This is a genomic window from Thermoactinomyces sp. CICC 10522 (assembly GCF_016055075.1).
Classification (GTDB): Bacteria; Bacillota; Bacilli; order Thermoactinomycetales; family Thermoactinomycetaceae; genus Thermoactinomyces_A; species Thermoactinomyces_A daqus.
This window is the reverse complement of record NZ_JAECVY010000002.1, coordinates 88857-115277: the sequence shown is the minus strand read 5'-3', so window position 1 is coordinate 115277 and position 26421 is coordinate 88857. Positions and strand designations below refer to the sequence as shown.

The 26421-nt window shown below is 49.8% G+C and carries 27 protein-coding genes; 25 read left to right on the top strand and 2 right to left on the bottom strand.

Annotation, left to right across the window (positions count from 1 at the left end; genetic code table 11):
* Nucleotides 1-5 precede the first annotated feature (5 nt).
* The 12 genes from hisC to I8U18_RS03940 all read left to right on the top strand — a co-directional run bounded on the left by hisC (nucleotide 6) and on the right by I8U18_RS03940 (nucleotide 10386).
* Complete coding sequence (hisC, locus tag I8U18_RS03995; RefSeq protein ID WP_198064502.1) at nucleotides 6-1115, top strand: histidinol-phosphate transaminase; 1110 nt, start codon at nucleotides 6-8, stop codon at nucleotides 1113-1115.
* Nucleotides 1108-2235, top strand: coding sequence for a prephenate dehydrogenase (locus I8U18_RS03990; RefSeq protein WP_198054932.1), 1128 nt, complete (start codon nucleotides 1108-1110; stop codon nucleotides 2233-2235). Before hisC ends, I8U18_RS03990 begins: the two co-directional genes overlap by 8 nt.
* Nucleotides 2232-3545: a 3-phosphoshikimate 1-carboxyvinyltransferase gene (gene aroA / locus I8U18_RS03985; protein ID WP_198054931.1), complete on the top strand. Its 1314-nt coding sequence runs from the start codon at nucleotides 2232-2234 to the stop codon at nucleotides 3543-3545. The genes I8U18_RS03990 and aroA overlap by 4 nt, the downstream gene beginning before the upstream one ends.
* Before the next feature lie 153 nt (nucleotides 3546-3698).
* Complete coding sequence (locus I8U18_RS03980; RefSeq protein WP_033101419.1) at nucleotides 3699-4187, top strand: hypothetical protein; 489 nt, start codon at nucleotides 3699-3701, stop codon at nucleotides 4185-4187.
* A 74-nt stretch (nucleotides 4188-4261) separates the two neighbouring features.
* Entirely contained in the window at nucleotides 4262-5398 is a 1137-nt protein-coding gene (locus I8U18_RS03975) for a hypothetical protein (RefSeq protein WP_033101418.1), read from the top strand.
* Nucleotides 5399-5500: 102 nt separating this feature from the next.
* Nucleotides 5501-6046, top strand: coding sequence for a ReoY family proteolytic degradation factor (locus I8U18_RS03970; protein ID WP_033101417.1), 546 nt, complete (start codon nucleotides 5501-5503; stop codon nucleotides 6044-6046).
* Nucleotides 6047-6116: 70 nt separating this feature from the next.
* Nucleotides 6117-6584, top strand: coding sequence for a DUF2487 family protein (locus I8U18_RS03965; protein ID WP_198054930.1), 468 nt, complete (start codon nucleotides 6117-6119; stop codon nucleotides 6582-6584).
* Nucleotides 6585-6757: 173 nt separating this feature from the next.
* On the top strand, nucleotides 6758-7255 hold the full coding sequence (locus I8U18_RS03960; RefSeq protein ID WP_033101415.1) for a Rieske (2Fe-2S) protein: 498 nt from the start codon (nucleotides 6758-6760) through the stop codon (nucleotides 7253-7255).
* A 27-nt stretch (nucleotides 7256-7282) separates the two neighbouring features.
* Nucleotides 7283-7954 (top strand): menaquinol-cytochrome c reductase cytochrome b subunit, encoded by a 672-nt coding sequence (qcrB, locus tag I8U18_RS03955; protein WP_033101414.1) that lies wholly within the window; start codon nucleotides 7283-7285, stop codon nucleotides 7952-7954.
* Between the two features lie 25 nt (nucleotides 7955-7979).
* Nucleotides 7980-8768 (top strand): menaquinol-cytochrome c reductase cytochrome b/c subunit, encoded by a 789-nt coding sequence (locus I8U18_RS03950; RefSeq protein WP_033101413.1) that lies wholly within the window; start codon nucleotides 7980-7982, stop codon nucleotides 8766-8768.
* A gap of 91 nt (nucleotides 8769-8859) precedes the next feature.
* Nucleotides 8860-9501: a DUF1405 domain-containing protein gene (locus I8U18_RS03945; protein ID WP_033101412.1), complete on the top strand. Its 642-nt coding sequence runs from the start codon at nucleotides 8860-8862 to the stop codon at nucleotides 9499-9501.
* Between the two features lie 90 nt (nucleotides 9502-9591).
* Nucleotides 9592-10386, top strand: coding sequence for a sporulation protein YpjB (locus I8U18_RS03940; protein WP_033101411.1), 795 nt, complete (start codon nucleotides 9592-9594; stop codon nucleotides 10384-10386).
* 24 nt (nucleotides 10387-10410) lie between these two features.
* Here I8U18_RS03940 and rpiA read toward each other — a convergent pair whose 3' ends face one another.
* On the bottom strand, nucleotides 10411-11103 hold the full coding sequence (rpiA, locus tag I8U18_RS03935; RefSeq protein WP_033101410.1) for a ribose-5-phosphate isomerase RpiA: 693 nt from the start codon (nucleotides 11101-11103) through the stop codon (nucleotides 10411-10413).
* A gap of 203 nt (nucleotides 11104-11306) precedes the next feature.
* Between rpiA and I8U18_RS03930 the strand changes: the two genes are divergently transcribed.
* A complete protein-coding gene (locus tag I8U18_RS03930) occupies nucleotides 11307-14000 on the top strand; it encodes a phosphoenolpyruvate synthase (protein WP_198064501.1) in 2694 nt (897 codons plus the stop codon).
* 46 nt (nucleotides 14001-14046) lie between these two features.
* On the opposite strand, the gene I8U18_RS03925 is transcribed toward I8U18_RS03930, so the two are convergent.
* Nucleotides 14047-14928, bottom strand: a complete 882-nt coding sequence (locus tag I8U18_RS03925; RefSeq protein WP_198054927.1) for a YitT family protein — start codon at nucleotides 14926-14928, stop codon at nucleotides 14047-14049.
* Nucleotides 14929-15081: 153 nt separating this feature from the next.
* Here I8U18_RS03925 and I8U18_RS03920 point away from each other — a divergent pair, with 153 nt between their 5' ends.
* From I8U18_RS03920 to I8U18_RS03865, 12 genes are all read left to right on the top strand, one after another.
* The gene (locus I8U18_RS03920) at nucleotides 15082-15411 is read left to right on the top strand and encodes a nucleotide pyrophosphohydrolase (RefSeq protein WP_033101407.1); all 330 of its coding nucleotides are present in this window, start codon (nucleotides 15082-15084) and stop codon (nucleotides 15409-15411) included.
* A 25-nt stretch (nucleotides 15412-15436) separates the two neighbouring features.
* The gene (dapB, locus tag I8U18_RS03915) at nucleotides 15437-16234 is read left to right on the top strand and encodes a 4-hydroxy-tetrahydrodipicolinate reductase (RefSeq protein ID WP_033101406.1); all 798 of its coding nucleotides are present in this window, start codon (nucleotides 15437-15439) and stop codon (nucleotides 16232-16234) included.
* A gap of 15 nt (nucleotides 16235-16249) precedes the next feature.
* Complete coding sequence (locus I8U18_RS03910) at nucleotides 16250-17266, top strand: 1-aminocyclopropane-1-carboxylate deaminase/D-cysteine desulfhydrase (RefSeq protein WP_052154281.1); 1017 nt, start codon at nucleotides 16250-16252, stop codon at nucleotides 17264-17266.
* Nucleotides 17241-17648, top strand: coding sequence for a methylglyoxal synthase (locus I8U18_RS03905; RefSeq protein ID WP_033101405.1), 408 nt, complete (start codon nucleotides 17241-17243; stop codon nucleotides 17646-17648). The genes I8U18_RS03910 and I8U18_RS03905 overlap by 26 nt, the downstream gene beginning before the upstream one ends.
* A 20-nt stretch (nucleotides 17649-17668) precedes the next feature.
* On the top strand, nucleotides 17669-18382 hold the full coding sequence (bshB1, locus tag I8U18_RS03900; protein WP_033101404.1) for a bacillithiol biosynthesis deacetylase BshB1: 714 nt from the start codon (nucleotides 17669-17671) through the stop codon (nucleotides 18380-18382).
* A 19-nt stretch (nucleotides 18383-18401) separates the two neighbouring features.
* Complete coding sequence (gene bshA / locus I8U18_RS03895) at nucleotides 18402-19520, top strand: N-acetyl-alpha-D-glucosaminyl L-malate synthase BshA (protein ID WP_198054924.1); 1119 nt, start codon at nucleotides 18402-18404, stop codon at nucleotides 19518-19520.
* A gap of 15 nt (nucleotides 19521-19535) precedes the next feature.
* Nucleotides 19536-20765, top strand: coding sequence for a CCA tRNA nucleotidyltransferase (locus I8U18_RS03890; protein WP_198054923.1), 1230 nt, complete (start codon nucleotides 19536-19538; stop codon nucleotides 20763-20765).
* Nucleotides 20743-21738 carry a biotin--[acetyl-CoA-carboxylase] ligase gene (locus I8U18_RS03885; protein ID WP_232331007.1) on the top strand — a complete coding sequence of 332 codons (996 nt, stop codon included), beginning with the start codon at nucleotides 20743-20745 and terminating at the stop codon, nucleotides 21736-21738. Before I8U18_RS03890 ends, I8U18_RS03885 begins: the two co-directional genes overlap by 23 nt.
* 412 nt (nucleotides 21739-22150) lie before the next feature.
* The gene (locus I8U18_RS03880; protein WP_198055129.1) at nucleotides 22151-24091 is read left to right on the top strand and encodes a BglG family transcription antiterminator; all 1941 of its coding nucleotides are present in this window, start codon (nucleotides 22151-22153) and stop codon (nucleotides 24089-24091) included.
* Between the two features lie 297 nt (nucleotides 24092-24388).
* On the top strand, nucleotides 24389-24700 hold the full coding sequence (locus I8U18_RS03875; RefSeq protein WP_198054921.1) for a PTS sugar transporter subunit IIB: 312 nt from the start codon (nucleotides 24389-24391) through the stop codon (nucleotides 24698-24700).
* 4 nt (nucleotides 24701-24704) lie between these two features.
* On the top strand, nucleotides 24705-26048 hold the full coding sequence (gene celB / locus I8U18_RS03870; protein WP_198054920.1) for a PTS cellobiose transporter subunit IIC: 1344 nt from the start codon (nucleotides 24705-24707) through the stop codon (nucleotides 26046-26048).
* A 54-nt stretch (nucleotides 26049-26102) separates the two neighbouring features.
* Nucleotides 26103-26414 carry a PTS sugar transporter subunit IIA gene (locus tag I8U18_RS03865; RefSeq protein WP_033101399.1) on the top strand — a complete coding sequence of 104 codons (312 nt, stop codon included), beginning with the start codon at nucleotides 26103-26105 and terminating at the stop codon, nucleotides 26412-26414.
* Nucleotides 26415-26421: the final 7 nt, after the last annotated feature.

Sequence of the window (26421 nt, the reverse complement as noted above, 5' to 3'; positions counted from 1 at the left end):
ATGAGATGCAACCGAAGGCGACCGTCCGGGGATTGCCTGTTTACCAACCGGGTAAGCCCCTGGAAGAAGTAAAGAGAGAATTGGGATTGGAGGAAGTGATCAAACTGGCCTCCAATGAAAACCCGTTTGGTTGTTCACCAAAAGTTTGGCCTGCGCTGGCCGGTGAGCAAGGACGCTTTCACCTTTATCCCGAGGGCCTGGCTCCGGAACTGCGGGAGAAGCTGGCCGAGCATCTGGAAACGGACCCCCGCAGGATTATCTTCGGGAATGGTTCGGATGAAGTAGTGCAAATGATTGCCCGCGCTTATCTGGAACCGGGAACGGAGTCGGTGATGGCCGACCGCACATTCCCGCGCTATGAGACGGTGGTGCGGATCGAAGGGGCGACTCCGGTGAAAGTGCCGCTTAAAAACGGGGTGCATGACCTGGAGGGAATGTTGGAGGCGATCACTGAGAAAACGCGGGTCGTCTGGATTTGCAATCCCAACAATCCGACGGGGACCATTGTCTCCGGTGATGATCTGAGCGATTTTCTAGACCGGGTCCCGGAGCACGTGCTGGTTGTCATTGATGAAGCTTATTATGAGTACGTGACTGATCCGTCCTATCCTGATTCCTTATCCTTGCTTGATTACAATCCGCAGATCGTGGTCTTGCGCACGTTCTCCAAAATTTATGGGTTGGCGGCATTTCGCATCGGCTACGGTGTGGGCCATCCCGATGTGATTACCGAGCTCAACCGCGTTCGCGAGCCGTTTAATGTCAGCCGTCTGGCACAAACTGCAGCGATCGCCGCACTGGAAGATCAGTCGTTTGTCGTTTACTGCCGCAACCAGAACAGGCTCGGACTGAAAAAAATAACGGAGAAACTGGAGGAATGGGGGCTGGGCTATTACCCGGCACACGGGAACTTCCTGTTGATCGATACCGGTTTCCCGGCGGGCGAAGTGTTTGAGGCTCTCCTGCGTCAAGGGGTGATCGTGCGGTCGGGAGAAGCGCTTGACTTCCCGACACACATTCGGGTAAGCATCGGAACACAGGAAGAGAACGAACGCTTTTTGCACAGCTTGGCCGAATTTCTGAAAAAGAAAGGAACGATTCCAAGCAATGCCTGAAAAAATAGCCGTACTCGGAATCGGGCTGATTGGCGGTTCATTGGCGTTGGGACTGAAAGAGCGAACAAATGTCACTGTGATTGGCTTTGACAGAAACGAGCAGGATTTGCAGTTTGCCAAAGCCATCGGGGCCATCGATGAAGGCACCACGAAGTTGGACGAAGCTGTCCGGGATGCGGATGTGGTCATCATCGCCCTTCCTGTCGGGAAAATCAAACAGACAATTGAAGAGCTGAACTTGTTGCCTTTGAAAGAAAACTGCATCGTGACCGATGTCGGCAGTACAAAAGCGGAAATAGTGCGCAGCGGCCGGAAGCTGAGCGGCCGCGGAATCACTTTTATCGGCGGCCATCCGATGGCAGGTTCACATCAATCGGGCATCAAGGCCGCCCGATCTTTATTGTTTGAAAATGCCTATTACGTCTTGACTCCGGAACCGCACACATCCCTCGCCGCCGTCCAGAAATTGAGCCGTTTGCTCGCGCTTGCGACGAAAGCGGAACTGGTGATTATGGATCCTGTGCACCATGACCGCATTGTCGGTGCAATCAGCCATTTGCCTCATATTATCGCCGCCGGGCTGGTCAATATGGTGGGGGATTACAATGAGGATAACGAATGGTTTCATCGTCTGGCGGCGGGCGGGTTTCGCGATTTGACCCGGATTGGGGCCAGCCATCCGATCATGTGGCGGGATGTGCTGCTCACCAACCGTGAAGAACTGATCAAATTGATGGATGACTGGATCGAGAGAATGGCAAGGGTGCGTTCAGCGATCATGGAAACGGATCCGGAGTGCATCGAACATTTTTTCACCCGTTCCCGGGCCATTCGCAGCAAGCTTCCCGACCGGAAAAAAGGAATACTGGAACGTCGTTACACCCTCTATGTCGACGTTCCCGACCGGCCGGGGATCATCGGAAAGGTGGCTACCCTGCTCGGTGAAAAAGAGATCAATATCAGCAACCTGGAAGTGATGGAAAACCGCGAAGAGATCCCCGGTGTGCTGAAATTGACCTTTAAACAGGAAAAACATTATCAAAACGCGATCATGGCATTGCGCGAGGCAAACTATGTCGTATTTGCAGAGGAAGAACGATTGGAGGAAGTCAGCGTATGATTCGTACATCGCGTCTTGGGCCGTTTCGATTGACGACGAAGGTTCCCGGCGATAAATCGATTTCCCACCGTTCCGTCATGTTTGGCTCGATCGCCGAAGGAGTCACGGAAATCGAAGGATTTTTACCGGGTGCGGATTGCTTGAGTACCATTCACTGTTTCCGTCAGATGGGGGTGGAGATTGAGCGGACATCTCCCACTTCCGTACGAGTCAAAGGAAAAGGTTTTGCAGGTCTGGCCGAGCCTCGTGTGCCGCTGGATGTCGGGAATTCAGGAACCACGATCCGGCTTCTGCTCGGCATTCTCGCCGGCAGTTCGATTTTTGCCACGCTGGTCGGGGACGAATCAATTGGCCGCCGTCCGATGGGACGAGTGGTAAAACCATTGCGCCGGATGGGAGCCGTGATTGACGGACGGAGAGATGGAAGCTATACACCGCTGGCAGTCCGGGGAAGCAAACTGACGGGGATTCGTTATGAAAGTCCGGTGGCCAGCGCACAGGTGAAATCGTGTCTGTTGCTGGCCGGTTTAAAAGCAGAAGGGATGACAACCGTCATCGAGCCAAGCCGTTCGCGTGACCATACGGAACGGATGTTGCCGGCGTTCGGTTGCCAGGTGGAGGTGCGCGACCGGGAAGTCTCCCTCGCCGGCGGACAGCATTTGTCCGCAGCAAGGGTACAAGTTCCCGGTGATATTTCTTCAGCCGCTTTTCTGCTGGCTGCAGCGCTGGTCGTTCCCGGGGCGGAGGTGACGATTGAGGATGTGGGACTCAATCCGACGCGGACGGGAATTTTAGATGCCCTGGCCATGATGGGGGCTAAAATTCAAATTGAAGAAACGGGCAGCTGGTGCAATGAGCCGGTGGGACGCGTGACGGTGACCGCCGGTGAGTTACAAGGTGCGACGATCGGTGGCGAACTGATTCCACGGCTCATCGATGAAATCCCGATCTTGGCCGTGGTCGCCACCCAGGCGAAGGGAACCACCGTCATTAAGGACGCTGAAGAACTGAAAGTGAAGGAAACCAATCGGATTGCGACGACGGTGAACGAACTCCGAAAATTGGGGGCCAAAATCGAGGAGACAGAAGACGGAATGATCATTGAAGGGCCGGTCGTTTTATCCGGGGGAAGATGTGACAGCCACGGCGACCACCGGATTGGCATGGCGATGGCTATTGCCGGGCTGGCGGCAGAACAGGAAGTGATTGTCGAGCATACGGAGGCCATCGATGTATCGTTTCCCGGATTTGTCAATAAAATCCATGAGATGGAATTAAATCAAATCAGAAAATTAGGAAAAACATATTGACCTTGTCCGACCTGCTTCGTATAATGGGAAATACAGTATGGTTTCTCTCCACTCCTATCCAATATTGTACGTCCTGTGCACACCGCCCTTGATCAGGGGCGGTTCTTTTTTTATGCGTTTTGTCATAATGGTGTGATGAGGTGGTGGTTGTCTATGATGAAGCGCTATCGGCGCATCGGGGCAGAAATTTTTTTGACTGTGGCGGTGGTGATCAGCTTAAAGCAATGGTTTTTTCCTTTTCTGATATCCTTGTGGTTTCATGATTCCCTTATTGCTGATATGGTCACAGAATGGACGGTTCTGATCGTCGGAGCGTTTACTTTTTTTATCTATCTGGGGCTTGGATCTTCCGCAAAACACGTCCATCATTTGCCGATGCGACAGTCGATTTTGGGATTCGTCATCTTCCATTTACCCTTATTGTTGGAAAATGCGCCGCTTGTTCAATCCTTTTGTCGCGATTGGAAAAATTTGCTCGGAGACCTGCTCGTATTATTTTTTCCTTGGCATTTTTTTAGTTCTCTCGAGATTTTTATGGTTTACCTGCTCCTCTTTCTGTTTGGCCGCGTGATTAAAATTACCGATTTGGACGAGGAGAGAGCAGGAATGAAAGAGGAACGGCTTCATCAATCGACTTTTTGACTTCCACCTGAGTCTATCTTCCTTTCGTTTCGTCCACAATAAGGATAACTAGCGACAGAAGGGAAGATCAGACTATGCGGATGGCGGACTGGCTTACATATACCGACATTGAACATTTGAAACAAATGAACCGCTATTACGGCTGCCAAAGCCGTGGGTCTCATTCCAAACGGGATTTAATCTGTTCGCTGCTGCAGATGATGGGAAAAAAGAACTACATAAAGGAAATGATTTTGAAGCTCACGACGGCGGAAAAGCTTTTTTTGGAACAGGTGGTTCTGGATCAAAGTCCCAGTTTTACAATGGAGGAATTGCTTGCCAAAGGGAGGGCGGCCCTGAGGGGAGAAGAGGGAGAACCGCGGAAGCTCATCGTAAGCGCATTGAAACGAGGTTGGTTGTTTCCCGGTTATTCACACCAAACGCAATATCTCTATCATGTGCCTTCCGACATGAGAGACCGGGTGTTGGATATTTTGGCTGAACCTTACAGAAACAGCAGGGATGTGCGGAAAACGCCTCCTTCCTTTTACCGGGACGAGAGCGGGCAAATCGTTGCAGATCTGTATCATTTTCTTGATTTTTTGGCGAAAGAGATCGTGCGGGTTACTGCCAGTGGTTCAATGTATAAACAACAGCAAAAACAGTTATTCAAAACTTTTTATATTGAAGAAAAACCTTTGGAACATAAAGGCCCCCGCTTCGGTTTCGGCAGATGTTATCACCTCTATCCTGATCGCTTCGCCTTTCTGTACGATTATGCCTTTTATCAGGGGTATTTTATCGAAAGTGAAGAAGGATATTTATGTTTAACAGATGCTGGTTCCGGGAAATTAAGAAGCAAAGAAGACCAAGGAAAACAAATGTTGCGTTTTTGGCTTCGGCTCTATCGCAAACCGATTCCGCATCTGCCCATGGTGGTCCGCTGGATCACTCTGCTCGGTTACCCGGGCTGGATTCGCACTGAAGCGGTTTATCAGGCGGTGGAGCCTTGGTTATCCCCTTATTTCTACGAGACGAAAGAGAGCCTGTTTCAGAAAATAGTGCAGATGCTGGTTCATCTCGGTGTTCTCGCGCTGGGATGGGATGAGGAAACTTCCTATGTTTCCTTGACTGCTTCGGGAATCAAATGGTTGAGGGGAATCGTTGCGTTTCGCGAACAGGCGATCGAGGACGGATTCATAAAAGAGGGTTCCGAAGCAGGAAATCAGTAAAAATGGGTCGAATCAATTATTACGGAAACAGAAACTTCACCCTTCTGGGAACATACAGTGAATCAACTTCAACTTTGCTTGTGTCTTAAGGGGTTGGGAAGGATGAAGAGCAAGGTCTCGGTGGCTGAGAAAAAGGAATTCATCCACTGGTTTTTGCAGAAATACGAACTGCAAAAAAAAGAAGCAGCATGGCTTCTCAGCTACCTGTCCTCAAGCGACGAACTTCTCAAACGCGTTCATTTTGTTGACCATGTTCGCCATCTGCCGAAATCGATGATGATTTCGACCAAGTGCAGCAAGATGGTTTCTTTTCGGTTTACGAAGAACAAGCGAGTAGGCGCTGATGTGGAAACCGCCTTTTACGATATTCGGACCTATCCGCATGAAGATTTATATATCGGCCTCTATTTTAAAGATCGGGCGAAATCACCCGAATATGCCGCGGTATTGGAGGTTAATCCCATGGAGAAACATGACTTGGTGCAAGATCACTTGCTAAGTCTGTTCGCGGAGATGCTTCTTGACCAGGCGGTAAAAGATTTCCAGCGGCGTGAATTGTATAAAAAGATTGATCATGCCCTTGAAGAACGGGACGAACAAGCGTTTTTACAGCTCAGCGAACAATGGATTAAAATACTGGAGTCCTGATGTCAGATTCGATATAATGCTCAGCAGAAGTTGCTGGGCATTTTTATTTTTCCGGAAAAGAGGGCAAAATATGAGATGGAAACGAATGAATGAGAACGAGTGGAAAGAAGTTGCAGCTTTTGTTGATACGCTCCTGATCCCGGTTCATTCCCTGACCCTAAGGGAGAAGGCGGTCGAAGCGGGGGACAGCCGTCTGGTCGAAGCGGTGGCGGAAGAGCTGGAAAAAAGTTTGACGGGGCGGATTCTGCTGCTCCCTTCAATTTCATATATTGGTCAAAATCCTGATGTATTTAAAGCCTACATCAGTGAAATAATAAGAGAGATGAATCAATCAGGATTCTATTATCTGGTGCTGATCGCCGGCCCGAATCAGGGTTTTTTGACCGACTGGCTGGAAGATGAACCGCCGGGCGGCTTCATTTCCACCGTCTGTCATGTCGTAAACCGTTCCGAAGGACAGCCCGCTGAAGAGGCATTGGAGTCGGAACACGGGGAACTCTTTGAAAAAGTACTAAATATGTGGCAAAATCATTCATAAATTTTCAAAAAAAAGTATTAATATTGTCGGCTTAAAGTCATGACAGTTTCTTGACTTTTAAGGAATTAATTCGCTATCATGGTATATGTCCTAGTAAAAGATAGGTGTTCTAGCATAATAAGATTCCGGTCCGAGTGGACGGTTCGAAAGCCGTATAGAAGGAGGTCGGACACGTGAGCAAAAAAGTTTCCCGCCGTCAGTTTTTGACCTACACGCTGGGTGGGACAGCCGGGTTTCTGGCTTCGGGAATGCTCTTTCCGATGGTTCGCTTCGCCATTGACCCAATTCTTAGAAAAGGGGAAAAAGGCAATTTTCATGACGTGAACCTGAAAGAGTCAGAAGTGACTGACATACCCAAACAAGTCAAGTTTACGGAGCATCGGAAAGATGGCTGGTATAATCCGCCAAAAGGGGAAACGTTGACGGCATGGGTGGTTCGGGTCAAGGGTGAGATCATCGCCCTGTCACCGATTTGCAAACATTTGGGCTGTACCGTCAACTGGAACAGCAACCCGATGTACAAAAATGAATTTTTCTGTCCATGCCACTTTGGCCGGTACTACAAGGATGGGACGAACGTACCCGGTACTCCTCCGCCAAAGCCGTTAGACCGCTATGAAGTAAAAGTGGAAAATGGAAGAGTGTTGATTGGACCACTGCAAAAAACTTAATCGCTCTGTGAAACGGAGGTGTAGCGAATGCTGCGCGCCATTTACGACTGGGTGGATGAACGATTGGATATTACGCCGCTATGGCGCGATGTCGCTGACCACGAAGTACCGGAACACGTCAACCCTGCCCATCATTTTTCAGCATTTATCTACTGCTTCGGGGGTTTGACTTTTTTTGTCGTCGTCATCCAGATCCTTTCCGGTATGTTCTTGGCCATGTACTATGTACCTGACATTGTAAACGCTCACGCCAGTGTCGCTTATTTGCAAAGTGAAGTGGCGATGGGGGCGATTGTAAGGGGAATGCACCACTGGGGAGCGAGTGTGGCGATCGTCATGCTTTTCTTACATACCCTGCGCGTGTTTTTTACCGGATCGTACAAACATCCCCGCGAATTCAACTGGCTTGTGGGCATGTTGATTTTTGGCGTGATGTTGGGGCTTGGTTTCACCGGTTACCTGCTGCCTTGGGACAATAAAGCTTATTTTGCGACCAAGGTAGGGGTGCAGATCGCCGCATCCGTTCCGGTGCTTGGTCCCTATATCGCTTCTTTTCTGCAAGGGGGCGATATCGTTGGTGCGCAAACGCTGGCACGTTTCTTCGCATTGCACGTGTTTTTCCTGCCGGCCGCATTGCTCGCACTGTTGGGCGTTCACTTTATCCTGATTCGTCGTCAGGGCATATCCGGACCACTATAAGGTCTACGCGTGAGGAGGGATCCACTTGGCACACCATTCCAATGGAAATGATAAACAAGTCCACTATGTGGGAGACTCGCGCGTTCGTGCAGACCGCAAGAAATTGTATCCAAAGGATTATGCTGAGTTTCCAGGTAAAACGGAAGCCTTCTTTCCTGACTTCCTTCTGAAAGAGTGGATGGTGGCGGCTGTTTTCCTCGTCGGGTTTATGACGTTGGTCATGTCGGAAGAACCTCCGCTCGGAGAACTGGCCGATCCCACCAATACCAGCTTTTTGCCGGTGCCTGACTGGTACTTCTTGTTTTTATACCAGTTGCTCAAGTATAAATGGGCATCGGGTCCGTTTGTCGTCATCGGTACCGTGCTCTTGCCTGGCATTGCTTTTTTGGCATTGATGCTGGTACCGTGGCTTGACCGCAGCAAAGAGCGGCGACCACTCAAACGGCCAATGGCTACAGGGATCATGATCGTCACCCTGATCGCTATTTGTGCTCTTACCTGGGCGGCCGAATACCAGCACGAACTGCAGTCGGAATCCGTACCGGGTCGCAAACCAAATGATACCACGGTTATAGGTTTAAATGAACAGGGATACAGGATTTACCAGAAAAATGCTTGTATCAAATGTCACGGGGATCATCTGCAGGGGTTAAACGGTCCCAGCTTGCTCGGAGTGGGCAATCGGCTTACCCATGATCAGATTAACCACATTATCGATCATGGCCGCGGTGCCATGCCTGCTGGGATGTTCCAAGGATCTCCGGCAGAAAAACAAGTATTGATCAATTGGCTGTTGCAGCAAAAACAGAAATAGTGGAGAGCAAACCTGGCCTATTCCTTTCCTGTGGCCAGGTTTTTTCTTCTCAGCTTACAACATGGGTCGGAAGCAGAAAGGTGGCAGCAGGATGAAAAACTGGATCATACGTCTTTTGGAACAGAGATGGGTGTTGTGGAGTTTATTCATTGTCAACTTTCTGGGGACGATTTACGGTTTTTATTGGTACAAAAATCAACTGATGGATACGAGTCCCCGGATTTTGGATATATTTGTGCCGGACAGTCCGACAGCGAGCGGTTTTTTTACCCTGGTGCTGTTGGGATATTTATGTTCGCGGCGAAGTCCCCTGCTGGAGGCATTCGCTTCAATTACGTTGTTTAAATACGGAATTTGGGCGGTTGTGATGATCATCTGGGAAGGATGGCTCGATCCGCTGCCGTTTACAGAGGCGCTGTCCTGGCAGCATTGGATGTTGATGTTCTCCCACTTCGGAATGGCGATGGAAGGGTTGCTGTTTGTTCCGTTTTATACCTATAGGAGGCGGGAAATTCAAATTGTGGCAGCCTGGACATTGCTCAACGACCTGATGGATTATGGTTTGGATCTTCATCCGTGGTTGACCGCAGCCCTCGAAGTATATGATGACTGGGTCGGTCTGTTTACCGTACTTCTCAGTTTCACCTCGATATTGCTGTTTTCCGCGTTGTCGATGCTGGAAAGCAGCCGGCGCCGTAAAAACGAATCCCTTTTGTCTTCAGCCGGGAAATAACCGGCTTTTTTATTTTTGCGGGCATAACGGAATGAACAAGCTGAATAGGATGAGGTAAGGTGATCGGTGATTCAGAAAGGAGTGGGACCTTTGCGAACATTTTGGCTGACAGTGATCTTTGCCTGCCTGTTTCAAATGATGGTCCCTGCCGTTCATGCAACCGGCATGCGTTCTTTGGAGACTGAGGAGTGGTCGCGCCTTGCTAATCAAGTGGCCAAATGGGCCGGTGCCGGTGAATACATAAAGGCGAGAGACCAACTGTTGAAGTTGTCGGGCCGTTTTTCCAAAGCGGATTTTACCAAACTGAATTTGCGGATTGAGTCAATTCATGCTTTGGCGGAAGTGATCATGGAGATGGAGGGGGCGTTAAACCGGGTACAGCCAAACAGCAAGGAAATCGCGGATGCGGCTGCCCGCCTACAGCTGGCTTTTGATGCACTCACCCATCCCAATCAACCGATGTGGCAGCAATATTATCAGCCATTGAAAAAAGATCTGGATATGATTGACGAAGCGATCAGGATGAACGATCGTCATGCCGTGCAAGAGGGGGTCGACCAGTTTTATGAACATTATCAGATCATCCGGCCGGCGTTGATCGTGGCCAAAAGCCCTTTTACGATCAGCAAAGTCGATTCATTGGTCACTTTTTTGCGCAATCAAACGGAAATGGACAAACTGAAAATCGGGGTGACACAGCTTAAGAGTTTGCTCAATCCCCTTTTTTTCGGATCGGAACGGGATGTGATGGCGACCGTATATCGCTGGAATGAAGGTGATTTTTTCAAAGTGATTTTGTGGGTGAGCGGGTTGATCGCCAGTGTGCTCGGATTTGTCAGTTGGCGAAAGTACAGGGAAAACAGGGAGGCTTCTCCGTATGCGTGAGAAGAGCATGGAACTGCGCTTCTCTTAACGGTCTTGTTTTCGTTTGAGTATTTTGCACAGATTTTTTTCTCCCACCATGACTTCGTTGATTAAATCGATAAACAGTCCGTGTTCGACAATCCCGGGGATTCCGTTTAGCCAATCCGCCAATTCCGTCGGAGACTCAATCCGTCCGAGACGGAGGTCAAGAATCATGTTTTTTTCATCCGTGAGATACGGCTTTTTATCTTCGTTCAGACGGAGGGTTGCTTCGAGTCCATTCTTTGCCAATTTTTTAAGAACGTGTTTATAGGCAAAAGGTACTACTTCCACCGGGAGGGGAAAGCGGCCGATCTGGTTTGTCAGCTTGGTTGAATCGACGACGCAAATTACTTTCCGGGAGATCGTTGCGACAATTTTTTCATACAGAAGGGCTCCGCCACCCCCTTTAATGGCGTAAAAACGGGGATCGATTTCGTCGGCTCCGTCTATCGTGACATCGATCCGGGAGACATCATTGGCCGAAACCAGGGGAATGCCCAGAGATTTGGCCAGTTTTGTTGTGGCGGAAGAAGTGGAGACCGCTTCAATCTTCAGTCCTTTCTTCACCAGGGTACCCAGCCGTTTAATGGTGTAATACACAGTGGAGCCGGTTCCGAGCCCGACCACCATTCCGTCTTTTATGTAATCCGTCGCTTTTTCCCCGGCAATCTGTTTTTCCGATTTGCTGTGCTTCATTCTCCTTCCCTCCAATCCCTGAAAAATATGATGATCTTATTATGTGGCGGGGGAGATGGATTTATTTAGTGTATTGTTTCAGGCCAGACAAGGTGCAGGATTTTGGTCGGAGCGGATTTGAAGTGATGATGCAGTGGTAAAAACAAAAGACGGGCGGATGGAATAGTCTTAATTTTCTTTGGATGGAGGAGGAGTGATCCAAGATGGCCGGAGTTGTGATGCACTTGCATGAGATTGATCGTAGAAATCTCCCTGAAGTCGGAGGCAAAGCTGCCAACTTGGGTGAGTTGCTCAGAGCGGGGTTTCCGGTGCCTGAGGGATTTTGCATTACGACTGAAGCATACCGCCGCTTTATTGAAACTAGCGAGGATATGAAGCGGTTTTTTGATTCGCTTGATCGACTTCGGCCCGGTCAGCTTGAAGATGTGCGGATTATGGGCCGGCAGATTCGTGATCACTTGCAATCGCTTCCCATCCCTGCCGATCTTGAGGCAGAAATCATCGGGGCATGGGAACAATCGGGACAGGAGCATGCTTATGCGGTTCGCTCCAGTGCTACGGCTGAGGATCTTCCGACAGCCTCATTTGCCGGACAACAGGATACGATATTAAATGTGCAAGGCGCTGCCCGACTGCTCGAAGCTGTAAAAAGGTGCTGGGCATCGCTGTTTACAGACAGGGCCATCCTCTATCGGATTAAGAACGGTTTTGCTCACCGCACTGTCTTTTTGTCTGTAATGGTGCAAAAGATGGTCATGTCTGAGGTCTCCGGCATTTTATTTACTGCTGATCCGGTTTCCGGTCATCGTGGGACGATCTCCATCGATGCCGGTTTTGGACTCGGTGAAGCGTTGGTCTCCGGTATTGTCTCAGCCGATCTTTATCAGGTCCGAAACGGAGAAATTGTGAAAAAGCAAATCAGTGAAAAGAACAAGGTGATTCTTCCCGCGCGAAATGGAGGGATGGAGGTCGTCGAACTCTCTCCCGAGCTGGGCAGGAAACAGGCTCTTTCCGATGAGCAAATTTTGAAACTGGCCGAGCTGGGCAAAAAGATTGAATGTCACTGCGGGGCAGCCCAGGATATCGAATGGGGATTGTCCGGTGACCGCTTTTTTGTCCTGCAAAGCCGGCCGATCACCACTCTTTTTCCTCTTCCTCCCCATCTTGACGGGCGCTTGCGTGTGTTTTGCTCGTTTGGCCACACCCAGATGATGACGGACGCGATGAAACCGCTGGCGCTTTCGGTTTGGCGGACGTTGATGCCATTAGGCAGGAGATCCGGGGATTCGCGTGGCAGGATGTTGGTGGAAGCAGGAGGCAGGCTTTATTTTGATCCAACGGAACTGATGTACTGGAAAGTATTTCGGAAAGGTTTGCCCCGGTCGCTCAAGAGCAATGATGAATTGATGAGCGATGCGCTCTCCCGTTTCCTTGCCCGTGAAGATTTTTTAAAGGAGGCCGCATTGTACCGTGCTTCCAAATGCAAGATGATTCCCCTGATCGGGATTTTTTATTTCAGCATGCTTAAAGGATATCCGAGGCTGATAAAAACGATGTTCAGCAAAAATCTGCAGGATGTGGCACGGAGGGCGGAAGCAGCAGTCGAGAAAGCCGTCGCCCGGTGCCAAAACGAGATTTTTTCCGTCAACGGACCGGAACGGATCAAGCGGATTCGAGCCAGGATCGCAAACTGGATATCGTTTTATGGACGTGAATTGGCTCCCGGACTGCTGGCGGCGTTCGTTGCGCAAAGAATGCTTTTGCATCTCGGCAAAAAGTGGCTGGGAGAGGATCAAGCAGAAAAGATCGCCGCTTTGAACAAATCGCTGCCCGGCAATGTGACGAGCGAAATGGGATTGATGATCGGTGATCTGGCTGATCTCCTGCGGCCGTATCCCCAGCTGGCCGCTTATCTTGACAGAGCGGAGGATCGCACGTTTTATGAAGGGCTGGTTCTGTTTCCGGGAGGTTCCGAATTTAAGAAAGAGTTGCACCGGTTTATGGAACGGTACGGTATGCGCTGTCCGGGGGAAATCGATCTGACGAGGAAGAGGTGGCGCGAATCGCCGACGATGCTCGTTCCCTCTATTTTAAGCCATATGCGCAGCAATGAACCGGGGGAACATCGAAAGAAATTCAACCGTGGCAAAAAGGAAGCGGAGGAGGCGGCACAGGAGATTCTGGCCTGCTTAAGGAAAAAACGGGGCGGATATTTGAAACGGAAGTGGATTTCCCGCCTGATCGCGGTCTATCGCAATCTGATGGGGCTTCGTGAACTTCCCAAGTATATGATCATCCGATGTTTTGATCATTACCGGCAAGCGATTCTGGAAGAGGGGCGGTTTTTGCGTGAAAGGGGAACAATCGAGCATGAAGAAGATCTTTTTTATCTGACCTTGGATGAAATCATCGCTCTGCTGGAAAACCGGTTGGAGGATGTCGCCCGGTTGATCGCCATGCGCAAACAGGAGTTTGCCCGATATGAAAAAATGACACCGCCGCGGGTGATGACCAGCGAAGGCGAAGTGATCACCGGCAGGAGAAGCGGTGTGCAGGTTCCTCCCGGCGCTTTGTCCGGAATTCCGGTATCCCCCGGCCTTGCTGAAGGCTATGTCAAGGTGGTGCGTAACCTGGAAGAAGGGAATCTGGAAAAAGGGGATATTCTCGTTGCTCCCTATACCGATCCGGGCTGGACCCCTTTGTTCCACTCCGCCAGAGCGCTGATCATGGAGGCCGGGGGATTGATGACTCATGGTTCCGTCGTGGCCAGGGAGTACGGGATTCCGGCTGTTGTCGGTATTGATCGTGCGACGGAGCGATTGAAAGACGGCCAGTTTGTTCGTGTGGATGGTACACAGGGGGTAGTGGAGATATTGGAGCAGCCGGCAAAAATATAATCCAGCTGAAAAAACCCGTTCCTGGACAGAAGGATCGGGTTTTTTCTTAACCGTTGTTGTTTTTTATGCCGCCGTTGCCAAAGGTAAATCCTTCCCCCAGAACATCCCGGGCATCATGGACAACCACAAAGGCTTGCGGATCGATTTTGTCGACAATCTGCTTTAATTTGGGAAGTTCATTCGGGGCGACGACGACATACAAAACCTCCCGGGTTTTGCCGGTATAACCGCCGCGGCCTTCGAGGATCGTAACTCCGCGGTTCATTTTTTTGGTGATAAACCCGGCCAATTCCTGGGGTTTGTTGGAGATGATGGTGGCCGCTTTTGAGGCGCTCAAGCCTTCGATGACAAAGTCGATCACACGGGCGCTGATAAACACCGCGACCAGGGTGTACATCGCTTTTTCCCGACCGATGATGAAGATGGAGATAAAAATGACGGTAAAGTCAAACAGGAACATGGTGCGGCCGACACTCCATCCCAGATACTTGTTGCCGAGCCGGGCGATGATATCCGCCCCGCCGGTGGTACCGCCAATCCGGAAGATCAGCCCCAGCCCGATTCCCGACAAAACTCCGGTATAAAGGGCGCACAGAAGTGTATCATGCGGCGGGGGACCCCAGATTTTCGGGAGATCCGTCGTCACTTCCAACATCAAGGAGACAGCCGCAATGCCGATGATCGTATAGATAAAGGTCTGTTTGCCAAACACTTTATAACCGATGAGCAAGAGGGGAATATTGAGGACGAAAATGACGATTCCGGGTGACCAACGGAACAAATAATAGGTGAGCAGGCCGATTCCCGTAAAACCACCTTCGGATAAATGGCTGGGAATGGTAAAGTAATTGATGGCGAATGAAAAGATGAGCGAACCGAGAAAAATGAGCAAAACGTTTCTGAAATGGTAAGTCAGCTTGTGTTTCATGGTTGACCCGCCCTTAACTGGAATCATGATTCTGCTATATTATACATTTCCAAAAATGCTTCATCAATGCACGATTTGGCATGATCCCGGGTGAAAGCATTGAGTTTATCCGAGGACTTCGGTAACATGATAGAATCGGGAGGGTGATGGCCGATGGAGAGTAAAACGCTGAAAGAAGTTCAGCAAGAAGTACATGAATATATCAGTCAGTTTAAAGAGGGATATTTCAAACCTCTGTCGATGTTGGCACGTATGACCGAAGAAGTGGGGGAATTGGCCCGGGAGGTAAACCACCTTTACGGGGAAAAGCCAAAAAAACCGGGGGAAGAGGAAAATACGATTGCCAATGAATTGGGAGATATCATCTTTATTGTGACCTGTTTTGCCAATTCGCTTGGAATTGATCTGGAACAGGCTTTTAATGAAGTGATGGAAAAATATCGGGTTCGCGATGCCAATCGGTGGACGCGGATCGAAGAATAACAGCATGAAGAGAGGTTCAGACATCATGGGAATTCGAGTCATCGTTGCGGGCGCAAATGGCCGGATGGGCCGGGAAGTCGTAAAAATGCTGTCCCAGCATGAGCATTTGCAACTGGTTGGTGCCGTATCCCGTTCCGAAGCGGGAAAAGATGTGGGGGAAACATTGGGGCTGGGCCGCTATGGCCTTTCGTTTACCTCTTCTGTTGCTGAGGTGCTGAATCAGACGAAAGCGGATGTGCTCGTTGATTTCACCACTCCCCATGTGGTGGCGGAGAATATGGAGCTGGCCATTCAGGCGGGTGTCCGTCCTGTCGTGGGCACTAGCGGCCTGCCGGAAAAAGAAATAGAGCGCCTGTCGTCCCTGTGCCAAAACAAGGGGATCGGTGCGATTATTGCTCCCAACTTTGCGATTGGTGCAGTTTTGATGATGATTTTCGCCAAGCAGGCGGCCAAATACATGCCGCATGTGGAGATTATCGAATCGCACCATGACCGCAAACTGGATGCCCCGTCGGGAACGGCCGTGAAAACGGCGGAGATGATTGTGCAGACGCGGGAAGAGATGAAGCAGGGACATCCGGAGGAAAAAGAGATCCTTGACGGAGCCCGCGGTGCATATTATCAGGGATTCCGCATTCACAGCGTCCGCCTGCCCGGCTTGGTCGCCCACCAGGAAGTGCTGTTCGGAGGAAACGGGCAATTGCTCACCCTGCGCCATGATTCATTAAACCGCGAATCCTTCATGCCGGGGGTTAAGCTGGCGATAGAAAAAGTGATCGAACTGGACAAGCTGGTTTATGGACTGGAAAATATTCTGGACTGATAAAGGAGAATAGCCGTGGTTGATTTTCCGCGATTTCCGATTCTGTGGGGAGAAACGCCGCTGATGCCTCTCCCCCGCTTTGCCCGGGCGATCGGGGCGAAAAGCGTTTGGATAAAACGGGATGATCTCACCGGCTTCGCCTTTGGCGGCAACAAGTTGCGGAAGCTGGAGTTTTTGCTTGGCGAAGCGTTGGAGCAGGGATGCGATCTGATCATTACTGGGGGCAGCCTGCAATCCAACCATGCCCGGCTGACTATTGCCGCGGCCAATCGGGCAGGGCTGGACACCTGGCTTTGTTTTGCCGGAAGCCGATGGGGAAGCATTCAAGGGAATTTGCTGCTTGATCATCTGCTCGGAGCCACCTGCTTTTTAACCGGGGCGTACGGCTCGGAAGGACTGCTTCAGGCGATGGAAGAAAAGGCGGAAGAAGCGAGAGAACAAGGGAGAAAGCCTTATGTGATCCCTGTCGGCGGATCGACGGCAGTGGGGGATTACGGCTACGTCCTGGCATGGGACGAGCTTGAGCGTCAACGCAAGCAACAAAACCTGCCGCCGTTTGATGAAATCTATTTGCCGGCAGGAACCGGGGGAACGCTTGCCGGTCTTGCCTGCGGACAGGAACGTGATCCGGCCGGAACCCTTCTGGTGGGAATCAGCGTTTGGCTGTCAAAGGAGAAAGCTGAACAGGAAGTCAGGCACCTGGGTGACAATCTGATGCGGGAAATCGGGGAAGCAGGTGAGTTTTCCCTTCAGTCGGTTCGGATTTTGGATGACTATATCGGACGAAAATATGGAGTCCCTTCAGAGGAGGGAAATGAAGCGATACGCCTTCTGGCACAAACGGAGGGGGTGTGTCTCGACCCGGTCTATACGGGTAAAGCATTGGCAGGATTGATTGACCAGGTAAAAAACAGAGACGCCTCGGATAAAAATTTGTTGTTCTGGCATACAGGCGGCACACCCGCTCTCTTTACGCACGCATCTTCTTTGCAGGGGGGAAGATCAGTTGAACATCGCCTTGATTGCCCATGATAAGAAAAAAGAAGATATGATCCGGTTTTGCATCGCTTATGAAACGTTTTTGAAGCCGCACCGGCTGTATGCGACAGGCACCACCGGAACGAAGATTATGGAAGCGACGGAACTGAAAGTGCATCGTTTTTTGTCCGGTCCCTTGGGCGGTGATCAGCAGATCGGGGCGTTGGTGGCGCAAAATGAGATGGATTTTATTGTTTTTTTTCGCGACCCATTGACAGCGCAGCCGCATGAACCGGATATCCTGGCGCTTTTGCGATTGGCCGATGTTCATGACATTCCTGTCGCGACCAATCTGGCGACGGCGGAAATCATGATTCGGGCGATTGAACAAGGGGAATTAAACTGGCGCAACTACGTGAGAAAGAATCAGAGTTGATGAAGAAAAGAGGAGTCGAAATGAACGAGAGCATAGATATCTTGGCATTTGGAGCTCATCCGGATGATGCGGAGATCGGGATTGGCGGAATCCTGGCCAAGCACGCGGAAAACGGGTTCTCGGTGGCAGTTTGCCATCTGACCGAGGCGGAGCTTTCTTCCAACGGCACAGTGGAAAGACGGAGGGAAGAAGCGAAAGCTGCAGCGGAGATTCTGGGGATTTCCCGGTCGATCCAGTTGGGTTTTCCCGATCGGGGTCTCCGTGGAAGTGAGGAGCAGATTTTAAAAATGACCCAGGTGATCCGGCAATTAAAGCCCCGGGTGGTCCTGGCTCCGTACTGGGAAGACCGGCATCCCGATCATGTCGCTTGCAGCCGGATGGTGAAAGAGGCGGTTTTTGATGCGGCCATTCGGATGAAACAGACACCGGGTGGAGAATCGGCTCACCGGGTTGACCAGGTTTTTTATTATTTTATCAACAATGTACATAAGGCTGATCTGATTGTTGATGTAACCGATGTTTACGAACGCAAACAGCAAGCGCTTTTGGCTTATAAAAGCCAGTTTGACCCCAATGAGGGTGAGGTGAAGACACCGCTGAACAGCCCTACTTATCTGGCCATGATCCGCGGCCGCGATCAGTTGTGGGGACATCAGATCGGCGCATTGTATGGGGAAGCATTGGTGAGTGCCGGCCCGCTCAAACAAACATTGTTGATTCCTCAGGAAAAATGATGAAGGAGGGGGGTTCCCCATGCGTATTGGAATTACCTGTTATCCTTCCCACGGCGGTTCCGGAGTGGTCGCTACGGAGCTGGGAAAATTGCTGGCCGAAAGGGGACATGATATCCACTTTATCACGTATGACATGCCGTTCCGGTTGGGAAAGTTCATGCAGAATATCCGATATCACGGCGTAGAAGCAAACCGCTATGCGGTGTTTAAATATCCTCCTTATGATTTGGCACTTGCCAGCCGGATGGCACAAGTGGCGAAAACATACGAGCTTGATTTGTTGCACGTCCATTATGCGGTTCCCCATGCCATTGCGGCCGTATTGGCCAAGCAGATGGTGGGAGAGCATCTCAAAGTTGTGACGACATTGCATGGTACGGATATTACTGTCCTGGGAGAAGATCCCTCTCTCAGGGATGTGATTTGTTTCGGCATCAATAAAAGTGATGCGGTGACGGCGGTATCGCAAAGTTTGGTCAAACAGACTTATGAGCTGTTTTGTTCCGACCGGCCCATCGATTGCATATACAATTTTGTCGATACCCGGATTTACTATCCGCGCGATGTCGCTCATATTTGCGAAAAGTACGGGGCACCGCACGAAAAAATCTTGCTCCATATTTCCAACTTTCGCCCCGTTAAGCGCCCTCTCGATGTCATAGAGGTGTTTTACAAGGTGCAGCAAGTGATTCCCGCACGGCTGCTGTTGGTCGGAGAAGGACCCGAATTGCCGAAAGTGATTCAAAAAGTGGAGGATCTCGGGCTGACGGATCGTGTCATCTTTCTGGGGAAACAGGATGAAGTGGCCGCATTGATTTCATTGGCGGATTTGCTGTTGCTTCCGTCGGAGAAAGAAAGCTTTGGCCTGGTTGCACTGGAAGCGATGGCCTGCGGTGTCCCGACGGTCGCATCCAACGCGGGCGGGATTCCCGAAGTGGTGGAACATGAAGTGACCGGTTTTCTGGCTGATCCGGGGGACACCGACAGCATGTCGCGTTTTGCCATCAGGCTGCTTCGCGATGAACGGTTGTATCAATCGTTTTCGGAAGCGGGCCTGGCCCGGGTGCGGGAGAAATTTTGCGGTTTGAAGATCGTTGAGCAATATGAACAGATTTATTACCGCCTCCTGGAGAAATAAGCGGGAGGATCGAGGATGGACACAAGAAAAGCGGCAGCGTTAAGCGTGATGGAACAATTGGAGAAATCCGGATTTCAGGCATACCTGGTGGGCGGATGCGTAAGGGATGAAATGCTGGGTATTTCCCCGCAGGATTATGATATTGCGACCGATGCCGTTCCCGATCAGGTGCAAAACCTGTTTCCGCGAACCATTCCCACCGGTTTGAAACATGGAACGGTCACCGTGGTTGAACAGGGAATCCCGCTGGAAGTCACCACGTTCCGGATTGAAGAAGCATACCTGGATCGGCGGCGCCCCAGCCAGGTGCGTTTCGTTTCCTCGTTGAAACAAGATTTGGCCCGTCGCGATTTTACCATAAACGCGATGGCGAAAAACCGTCGGGGACAGGTGATTGATTATTTTTCCGGAAAAGAAGATCTCCTGGCCGGAAGGATCCGCACCGTGGGCAATCCGCGTGATCGCTTTCGGGAAGATGCGCTGCGCATGCTTCGGGCCGTGCGGTTTGTCGCGCAATTCGGGTTTGCGTTGGAAGAGGAAACCCGGCGGGCGCTGATCGCGTTACGGTCGGAGTGCTTTCATCTCTCAGTGGAACGCGTGGTGCAGGAACTGGAGAAGATGTGGAAAGCCGTCTCTCCTTCCGCCGGGGTAAGAGAATTGTTTTCGACTGACCTGCTTCGCGCTTTGCCCCCGTTTTGCCGGTGGGATCTGCAATCTTTCCCGCCGGATCAAGCGGCATCTTTTGACCAAACATCCGATCGGATCGTTCGCTGGGCTTATCTTCTTTGGTTGTGCCAGACAGATGAAGCCTGCTTGGGAAGACGGCTGAAAGCGTTGAAGTTGTCCGCCCGTGATCAGAAACAGATATCGGTTTGTTTCAGGTTGATGTTGGCGGGAGAATGGACGGCAACCGATCCGGTCTATTGGAAACGGCAGCTTCTGCGCCATGGGCTGGATTCCGTCCGACGATCCGGCCAATTGAGGAGACTCGTCGGGAAAATCATGGACAAAGATCTGACAGAGACCAGGTTTCAGGACTGGTGGAACGAAATGCCGGTGAAGGAGCGAAGGGAGTTGGACTTGGGCGGGGAGGAGCTCATTCGTTATTCGGGGAAAAAGGCGGGGCCATGGGTCGGACAGGTCTTAAACAATCTTTATGAACAGGTGGCACTTGGCTTGTTGCCAAATGATAAAAATGCTTTGCTGGAGGAAGGGTACAAAATTGGAAAAGTCGATTCGCAATGAATTGATTTCACTGTTGATCAACAATTACGATCAATTTATCTCGGGTGAGGAGATCAGCCGCCGGGTGGGTTGCAGCCGTGCGGCCATCTGGAAGCATATTGAGGAGCTCAGGCATGAAGGGTATGAGATTGAAGCCCGCCCGCGCAGCGGTTACCGGCTCATTTACCGACCGGATCGGATTGCGCCGGAAGAGATCCTGCCTTATTTGCATACAGATCGATTCGGCCGGGAAATGCGCTATGAGCCGACCACTCCTTCCACGCAAGTCATCGCTCATCAATGGGCGCGCGAAGGGGCGCCGGAAGGAGCGCTCGTGATCGCCGAAGAGCAAAAACAAGGAAGGGGGAGATTGGGACGGACCTGGCACTCCCCCCCGCAGACAGGAATTTGGATGAGCTTGATTTTGCGCCCGCCCATTCCCTTGACGGATGCTTCCCATCTCACCCTGCTCGCTTCCGTCGGAGTACGGGAAGGGATGTACCGCGTCACCGGCCTGCCGATCCGCATTAAGTGGCCCAACGATTTGCTGATTGACGGGAAAAAGGTGTGCGGGATCTTGACCGAACTCAGGGGAGAGCAGGACAGGATTCACTATGTGATTTTGGGAATCGGCATCAATGTGAACGCTGATGTGAATCAGTGGCCGGATGACATTAAGGATGTTGCCACATCCCTGGCGAAAGAAAAGGGAACAAAAATACACCGTCCTCCGTTGGTCGCTGCCATTTTGGAGGAATTGGAGCAAATTTATGACCGCTATTTGCGCGAAGGATTTTCCTTTATTCGGGAGAAATGGGAAGAAACAGCCGGAATGCTGGGCCAAACCATCACCGCCAGAACGACACAGGGATCCGTAACCGGCGTCGCGATGCGGTTAAATGAACAAGGAGCTTTACTGATCCGCACCGCTACGGGAATCACGCCCGTTTACTCAGCAGAGGTCGAATGGGACGCAGGAGGGAATCGTTCGTAAAAAGAAGCTGGGAGCGATGCCACTCCAGAAAGAAAGTATCGGCAAGCGGACAGGGGACGCCACCGCCCTGCCAACAACGCATGTTCACATGAAAAAAGAGCCCTTAGGGATGATCTCCAGGGCTCTTTTTTTCATTCTGCTTGCATCTTTTCCGGACATAAGGCGTACCGCTTCTTTACTTCCAAATACGAATATAAAGATTAATATTATGAATGATTTGATTTTTTATTATAATTATAGCATATAAAGATTGTGACTGTCCGAAACAGGGGGGCAACCAATTATTCACTTCAACAAGGTTAAAAAATGAAAGATGATTTGCTTGCTCTGTTGAGGGATATCAAAAAATTCATCGATTCTTTAACAGAAAAATGGTGTGTTTCTCAAAATGGGTCAGACGGGGGGATTCATGGTGCTGAATGCCCGGATGATCGGGATTTTGCGGGAGCTGATGGCGGCCAAGACAGCTTTAACCAGCGAATATTTGGCCAATGTGATTCAAGTTACCTCCAGGACCATTCGAAATGACATGAAGGAATTGGATGCTTTACTGACCGAAAACGGTGCTGCGATCCGGGCTGTAAGAGGGACCGGATATGAATTGATCATTCATGATCATGAGCTTTTTCGGACACTTCTCAAAGAGATTTTTCAGACTGATTCGCCGAAAAGCAAAGGGATTCCGACTCTGCCGGAAGAGAGGGCCGACTATTTAATCAAACGGCTTCTTCTCTCTGAAGGGTATGTCAAACTCGAAGATTTGGCAGAGGAATTATACATCAGCAAATCAACTATCCAAAATGATCTGCGTACCGTAAAAAAACGATTGAAAGCGTATGGGCTCGAATTGGAAAAGCGGCCTAATTATGGATTGAAATTAAAAGGGGATGAGATGAAATGGCGTTTTTGCATGTCCGAATATCTCTTTAACCGAAAAGAAACGGAACGGAGCCTGATTCAGGACGGTGTTCCGCTTCTCCCTGAAGAAGAGATGAAAGTGATTCAAACCATTACGCTGGAACAGATAAAGGAAGAAGAAATTACCCTTTCGGACATTGGCTTGAACAATCTTATCATTCATATTGCGATCGCATGTAAGCGGATACAAAGCGGGAACTATGTATCTTGGTACAAAGAAGAATTAAAGGACATCATTAAGCAAAAAGAATTTGAGGTGGCAACCAATATATTGAAAAAAATCGGGGAGAGATTGAAAATAAAATTTCCATTTGCGGAGATTGCGTATGTTGCCATTCATTTACTGGGAACCAAAATTACCGTAGACCCTGCTCTCTGCGAAACCGAAGTCCAGACGTTTATTGATCCGGACATCTATGCTTTAACAATGGAGATTCTGGAAACCATTGAGAATAAACTCAGGCTGGGAATTCAGCATGATAAGGAACTTGTCGTTGGAATCAGTCTTCATTTAAAACCCGCGATAAACCGCTATCGGTTTCGAATGAACATACGAAACCCAATGCTTGAGACCATTAAATCAAATTATACGATCGCCTTTGAGGCAGCGATTCTTGCAGGGATGGTTCTAAAAGAGAAAATGGGCATCGAAATTGATGAAAATGAAATGGGATACCTTGCTCTTCATATCGCTGCAGCAATGGAAAGAAGCAGGATGAATGATCAGCGCAAAAAGCGCTGCATGATTGTATGTGCCTCAGGCGTTGGCAGTGCCCGGCTCTTATACTACAAATTGCGCTCCAGGTTTGGTTCCAGACTTGAGATCCTGGGAACGACCGAATATTACAAACTGGATCAAATCCCTATGCAATCTCTTGATTTTCTCATCAGCACCGTTCCGATCCCTCATCCTTTGCCGATCCCGGTAATTGAGGTGAATACGATTCTCGAAGGGATGGATCTGGAAAAAATTGAACGGGCCATCTTTGAAAATGCGGGGCGAATATTGGAATATGCCAGAGAAGAATTGGTATTTCTTCAGCAGACGTTTAAATCAAGAGAAGAAGTGTTGCATTTTTTGGGGGATCAATTGCAACAGGCAGGCCTTGTCGATGAAACGTTTTTGGCTTCCGTTTTCGAGAGGGAAGCCTTATCCCCGACATCTTTCGGTAATCTCGTAGCGATCCCACATCCCATCGTACCGCAAACAGAAACTACGTTTTGGGCGGTATGTACCTTGCAAAAGCCGATCGAGTGGGGGGATAAGCGTGTCCAATTTGTTTGTTTATTAAGTGTGAAAAAAAACAGCAGGGAAGATTTACAAAAAATGTATGATCTGCTGGGCAAGGTTGTAAACGATGGCCAAATGGTTCAACAGCTACTTAAATGCAAAACCTACCGGGAGTTTGTTGATGTACTGTTCAAGCAATCCTGACGCAAATCCTGGCACCTCTTGCTGTCGCTCCTTACAGGGCTGAACAAGCGGGAGGTTTTTTATTTGGGTCGAATAAAAAACATTTTCCCTATAATGCATTTTTTAAAATGTTGGACAAACATTTTCCGTTGCTTAACGGAAAAAGGATGCGTGTAAATGTAAGTATTTTTAAAATACAATCAAACTGTAAACATCGTTTTTGATCTTTTGCTGGGTTGGATTTGGCATAACAGAGGAGATTTTGCGTTTTGGTTTCCAACCGTCCTGATCTGTCCGATCAATAAGGAGGGGTTATGAATGAATATTTTGTTATGTTGTTCAGCGGGGATGTCAACAAGTCTGTTGGTAACAAAAATGCTCAAAAGCGCAGAGGAACAAGGGATTGAATGCAAAATTTGGGCTGTTCCGGCTGATGCAGTACGCAATCACATTGATGAGGCAGATGTGTTGCTCCTGGGGCCTCAAGTTCGATACCTGCTTAAGCAATTGAAAAAATTGGGGGAAGAAAAAGGGATTCCGGTTGATGTTATCAACACCGTCCATTATGGCACATGTAATGGTGCGGAAGTGCTGAAATTCGCACAACAGTTGCTTGCAAACAGGAGGTGAATTTATGGGAAAATTAAATGATTTTTTGGAAAACAGCGTGATGCCGCTTGCCGGGCGGATCGCCGCTCAACGCCACTTGCAGGCTTTGCGGGATGGAATCGTCTTAACCATGCCTTTGATTATTATCGGCTCCGTTTTTTTGATTTTATCCAACCTACCGATTCCGGGATATGATGCTTTTATGGCTGAACACTTCGGTGGACAGTGGGCTGAGAAGTTGTCTTATCCGGTCGGGGTTACTTTTGATATTATGGCGCTCATTGCCGCTTTTGGAATCGCCTATCGGCTCGCTGAAAAATATGCGGTTGATGCGTTATCGGCCGGCGTCATTTCCGTTGCCGCCTTCTTATTGGCAACCCCATTTAAAGTGCCATTTACTCCTCAAGGGGCAAAAGAAGCGATTCTCGTCGATGGCGGGATTCCGACATCACTGTTGGGAAGCAAAGGATTGTTCGTGGCGATGCTGGTTGCCATCCTGTCCACCGAAATTTATCGTTGGATTATTCAAAAGGAGATTTTCATTAAACTGCCCGATGGAGTCCCGCCTTCTGTGAGCAAGTCATTTGTTGCCCTTATTCCGGGCTTTGCAGTGATTACGGTGATCTGGCTGGCCCGCTTGCTCGTCGAACAGACCCATTTCGAAAGTTTGCATAATATCGTGGGAGATTTGTTAGGAAAGCCTCTCGGGATTTTGGGGGGCAGTCTGGGAGGAAGCCTTGTTGCCGAACTGATAAAACTGTTGCTCTGGGTTTGCGGGCTGCATGGAGCTAGTATCGTAGGAGGCGTGATGGCTCCGATCTGGTACGGGGCCATGGATGCCAACCGGGTGGCTTTTCAGCATCATGAGGCATTACCCAACATTTTTACCCAGCAATTTTTTGATAACTTTATCAATGTTGGCGGGAGCGGGGCAACATTTGCCCTGGCACTGGCCATGCTGCTGCGTTCGAGAAGCAAGCAAATGAAACAGTTGGGGCGCTTGGCGATCGGCCCGGCCATCTTTAACATCAATGAACCAATCATCTTCGGGATGCCGATTGTATTGAACCCGGCGATGTTGATTCCGTTTATTGTTGCACCCATTCTTACCGTCATATCCACATATATTGGAATGAAGACCGGATTGGTGGCCAGACCTGCCGGGATCGCGGTTCCCTGGACAATGCCCCCCATCATTTCCGGATATCTGGCCACGGGTGGAAAAATATCCGGTGCCGTCATGCAGTTGGTCAATATCGTGATTACCTTTTGTGTGTATTACCCATTTTTCAGAATGTGGGATAAGCAAAAACGATTGGAAGAAGAGGGGGATGAAACGGCCAACTCTCAGGAGGAAAAGGTGGTTTAGGTCCGGGACAATGTCTGACGTGCTTTTTGTTCAAACTCAAAGGGGAATCGGAGAATGGAAAATGCAGAGAAAGTGATCTTTCAGATCATCATTCATGGGGGAAACGGGAGAAGCTGTGCGATGGAAGCCATAGCAGCAGCGAAACAGGGCAGATTTTCCGAGGCGAGGGAAAAATTGCAACAGGCCGGTGAAGAGCTGAATCAGGCTCATCACATACAAACATCCCTGATTCAAGAGGAGGTGAAAGGAGTAAAGAGGGAAATTTCGTTGTTAATGGTTCATGCGCAGGATCATTTGATGAATGCCATTACGGTGAAAGACTTGGCAACCGAATTGGTCGATCTGTATGAATATTTGAAAATATGATGGGTGA

What these genes read in the sequence shown, in the direction of transcription:
- I8U18_RS03920 (WP_033101407.1), top strand. Translation starts at nt 15,082, where the DNA reads ATGGAGAGTAAAACGCTGAAAGAAGTTCAGCAAGAAGTACATGAATAT.
- I8U18_RS03890 (WP_198054923.1), top strand. Translation starts at nt 19,536, where the DNA reads ATGGACACAAGAAAAGCGGCAGCGTTAAGCGTGATGGAACAATTGGAG.
- I8U18_RS03930 (WP_198064501.1), top strand. Translation starts at nt 11,307, where the DNA reads ATGGCCGGAGTTGTGATGCACTTGCATGAGATTGATCGTAGAAATCTC.
- bshB1 (WP_033101404.1), top strand. Translation starts at nt 17,669, where the DNA reads ATGAACGAGAGCATAGATATCTTGGCATTTGGAGCTCATCCGGATGAT.
- I8U18_RS03875 (WP_198054921.1), top strand. Translation starts at nt 24,389, where the DNA reads ATGAATATTTTGTTATGTTGTTCAGCGGGGATGTCAACAAGTCTGTTG.
- I8U18_RS03965 (WP_198054930.1), top strand. Translation starts at nt 6,117, where the DNA reads ATGAGATGGAAACGAATGAATGAGAACGAGTGGAAAGAAGTTGCAGCT.
- I8U18_RS03975 (WP_033101418.1), top strand. Translation starts at nt 4,262, where the DNA reads ATGCGGATGGCGGACTGGCTTACATATACCGACATTGAACATTTGAAA.
- I8U18_RS03865 (WP_033101399.1), top strand. Translation starts at nt 26,103, where the DNA reads ATGGAAAATGCAGAGAAAGTGATCTTTCAGATCATCATTCATGGGGGA.
- I8U18_RS03945 (WP_033101412.1), top strand. Translation starts at nt 8,860, where the DNA reads ATGAAAAACTGGATCATACGTCTTTTGGAACAGAGATGGGTGTTGTGG.
- I8U18_RS03925 (WP_198054927.1), bottom strand. Translation starts at nt 14,928, where the DNA reads ATGAAACACAAGCTGACTTACCATTTCAGAAACGTTTTGCTCATTTTT.
- bshA (WP_198054924.1), top strand. Translation starts at nt 18,402, where the DNA reads ATGCGTATTGGAATTACCTGTTATCCTTCCCACGGCGGTTCCGGAGTG.
- rpiA (WP_033101410.1), bottom strand. Translation starts at nt 11,103, where the DNA reads ATGAAGCACAGCAAATCGGAAAAACAGATTGCCGGGGAAAAAGCGACG.
- I8U18_RS03970 (WP_033101417.1), top strand. Translation starts at nt 5,501, where the DNA reads ATGAAGAGCAAGGTCTCGGTGGCTGAGAAAAAGGAATTCATCCACTGG.
- aroA (WP_198054931.1), top strand. Translation starts at nt 2,232, where the DNA reads ATGATTCGTACATCGCGTCTTGGGCCGTTTCGATTGACGACGAAGGTT.
- dapB (WP_033101406.1), top strand. Translation starts at nt 15,437, where the DNA reads ATGGGAATTCGAGTCATCGTTGCGGGCGCAAATGGCCGGATGGGCCGG.
- celB (WP_198054920.1), top strand. Translation starts at nt 24,705, where the DNA reads ATGGGAAAATTAAATGATTTTTTGGAAAACAGCGTGATGCCGCTTGCC.
- hisC (WP_198064502.1), top strand. Translation starts at nt 6, where the DNA reads ATGCAACCGAAGGCGACCGTCCGGGGATTGCCTGTTTACCAACCGGGT.
- I8U18_RS03980 (WP_033101419.1), top strand. Translation starts at nt 3,699, where the DNA reads ATGATGAAGCGCTATCGGCGCATCGGGGCAGAAATTTTTTTGACTGTG.
- qcrB (WP_033101414.1), top strand. Translation starts at nt 7,283, where the DNA reads ATGCTGCGCGCCATTTACGACTGGGTGGATGAACGATTGGATATTACG.
- I8U18_RS03990 (WP_198054932.1), top strand. Translation starts at nt 1,108, where the DNA reads ATGCCTGAAAAAATAGCCGTACTCGGAATCGGGCTGATTGGCGGTTCA.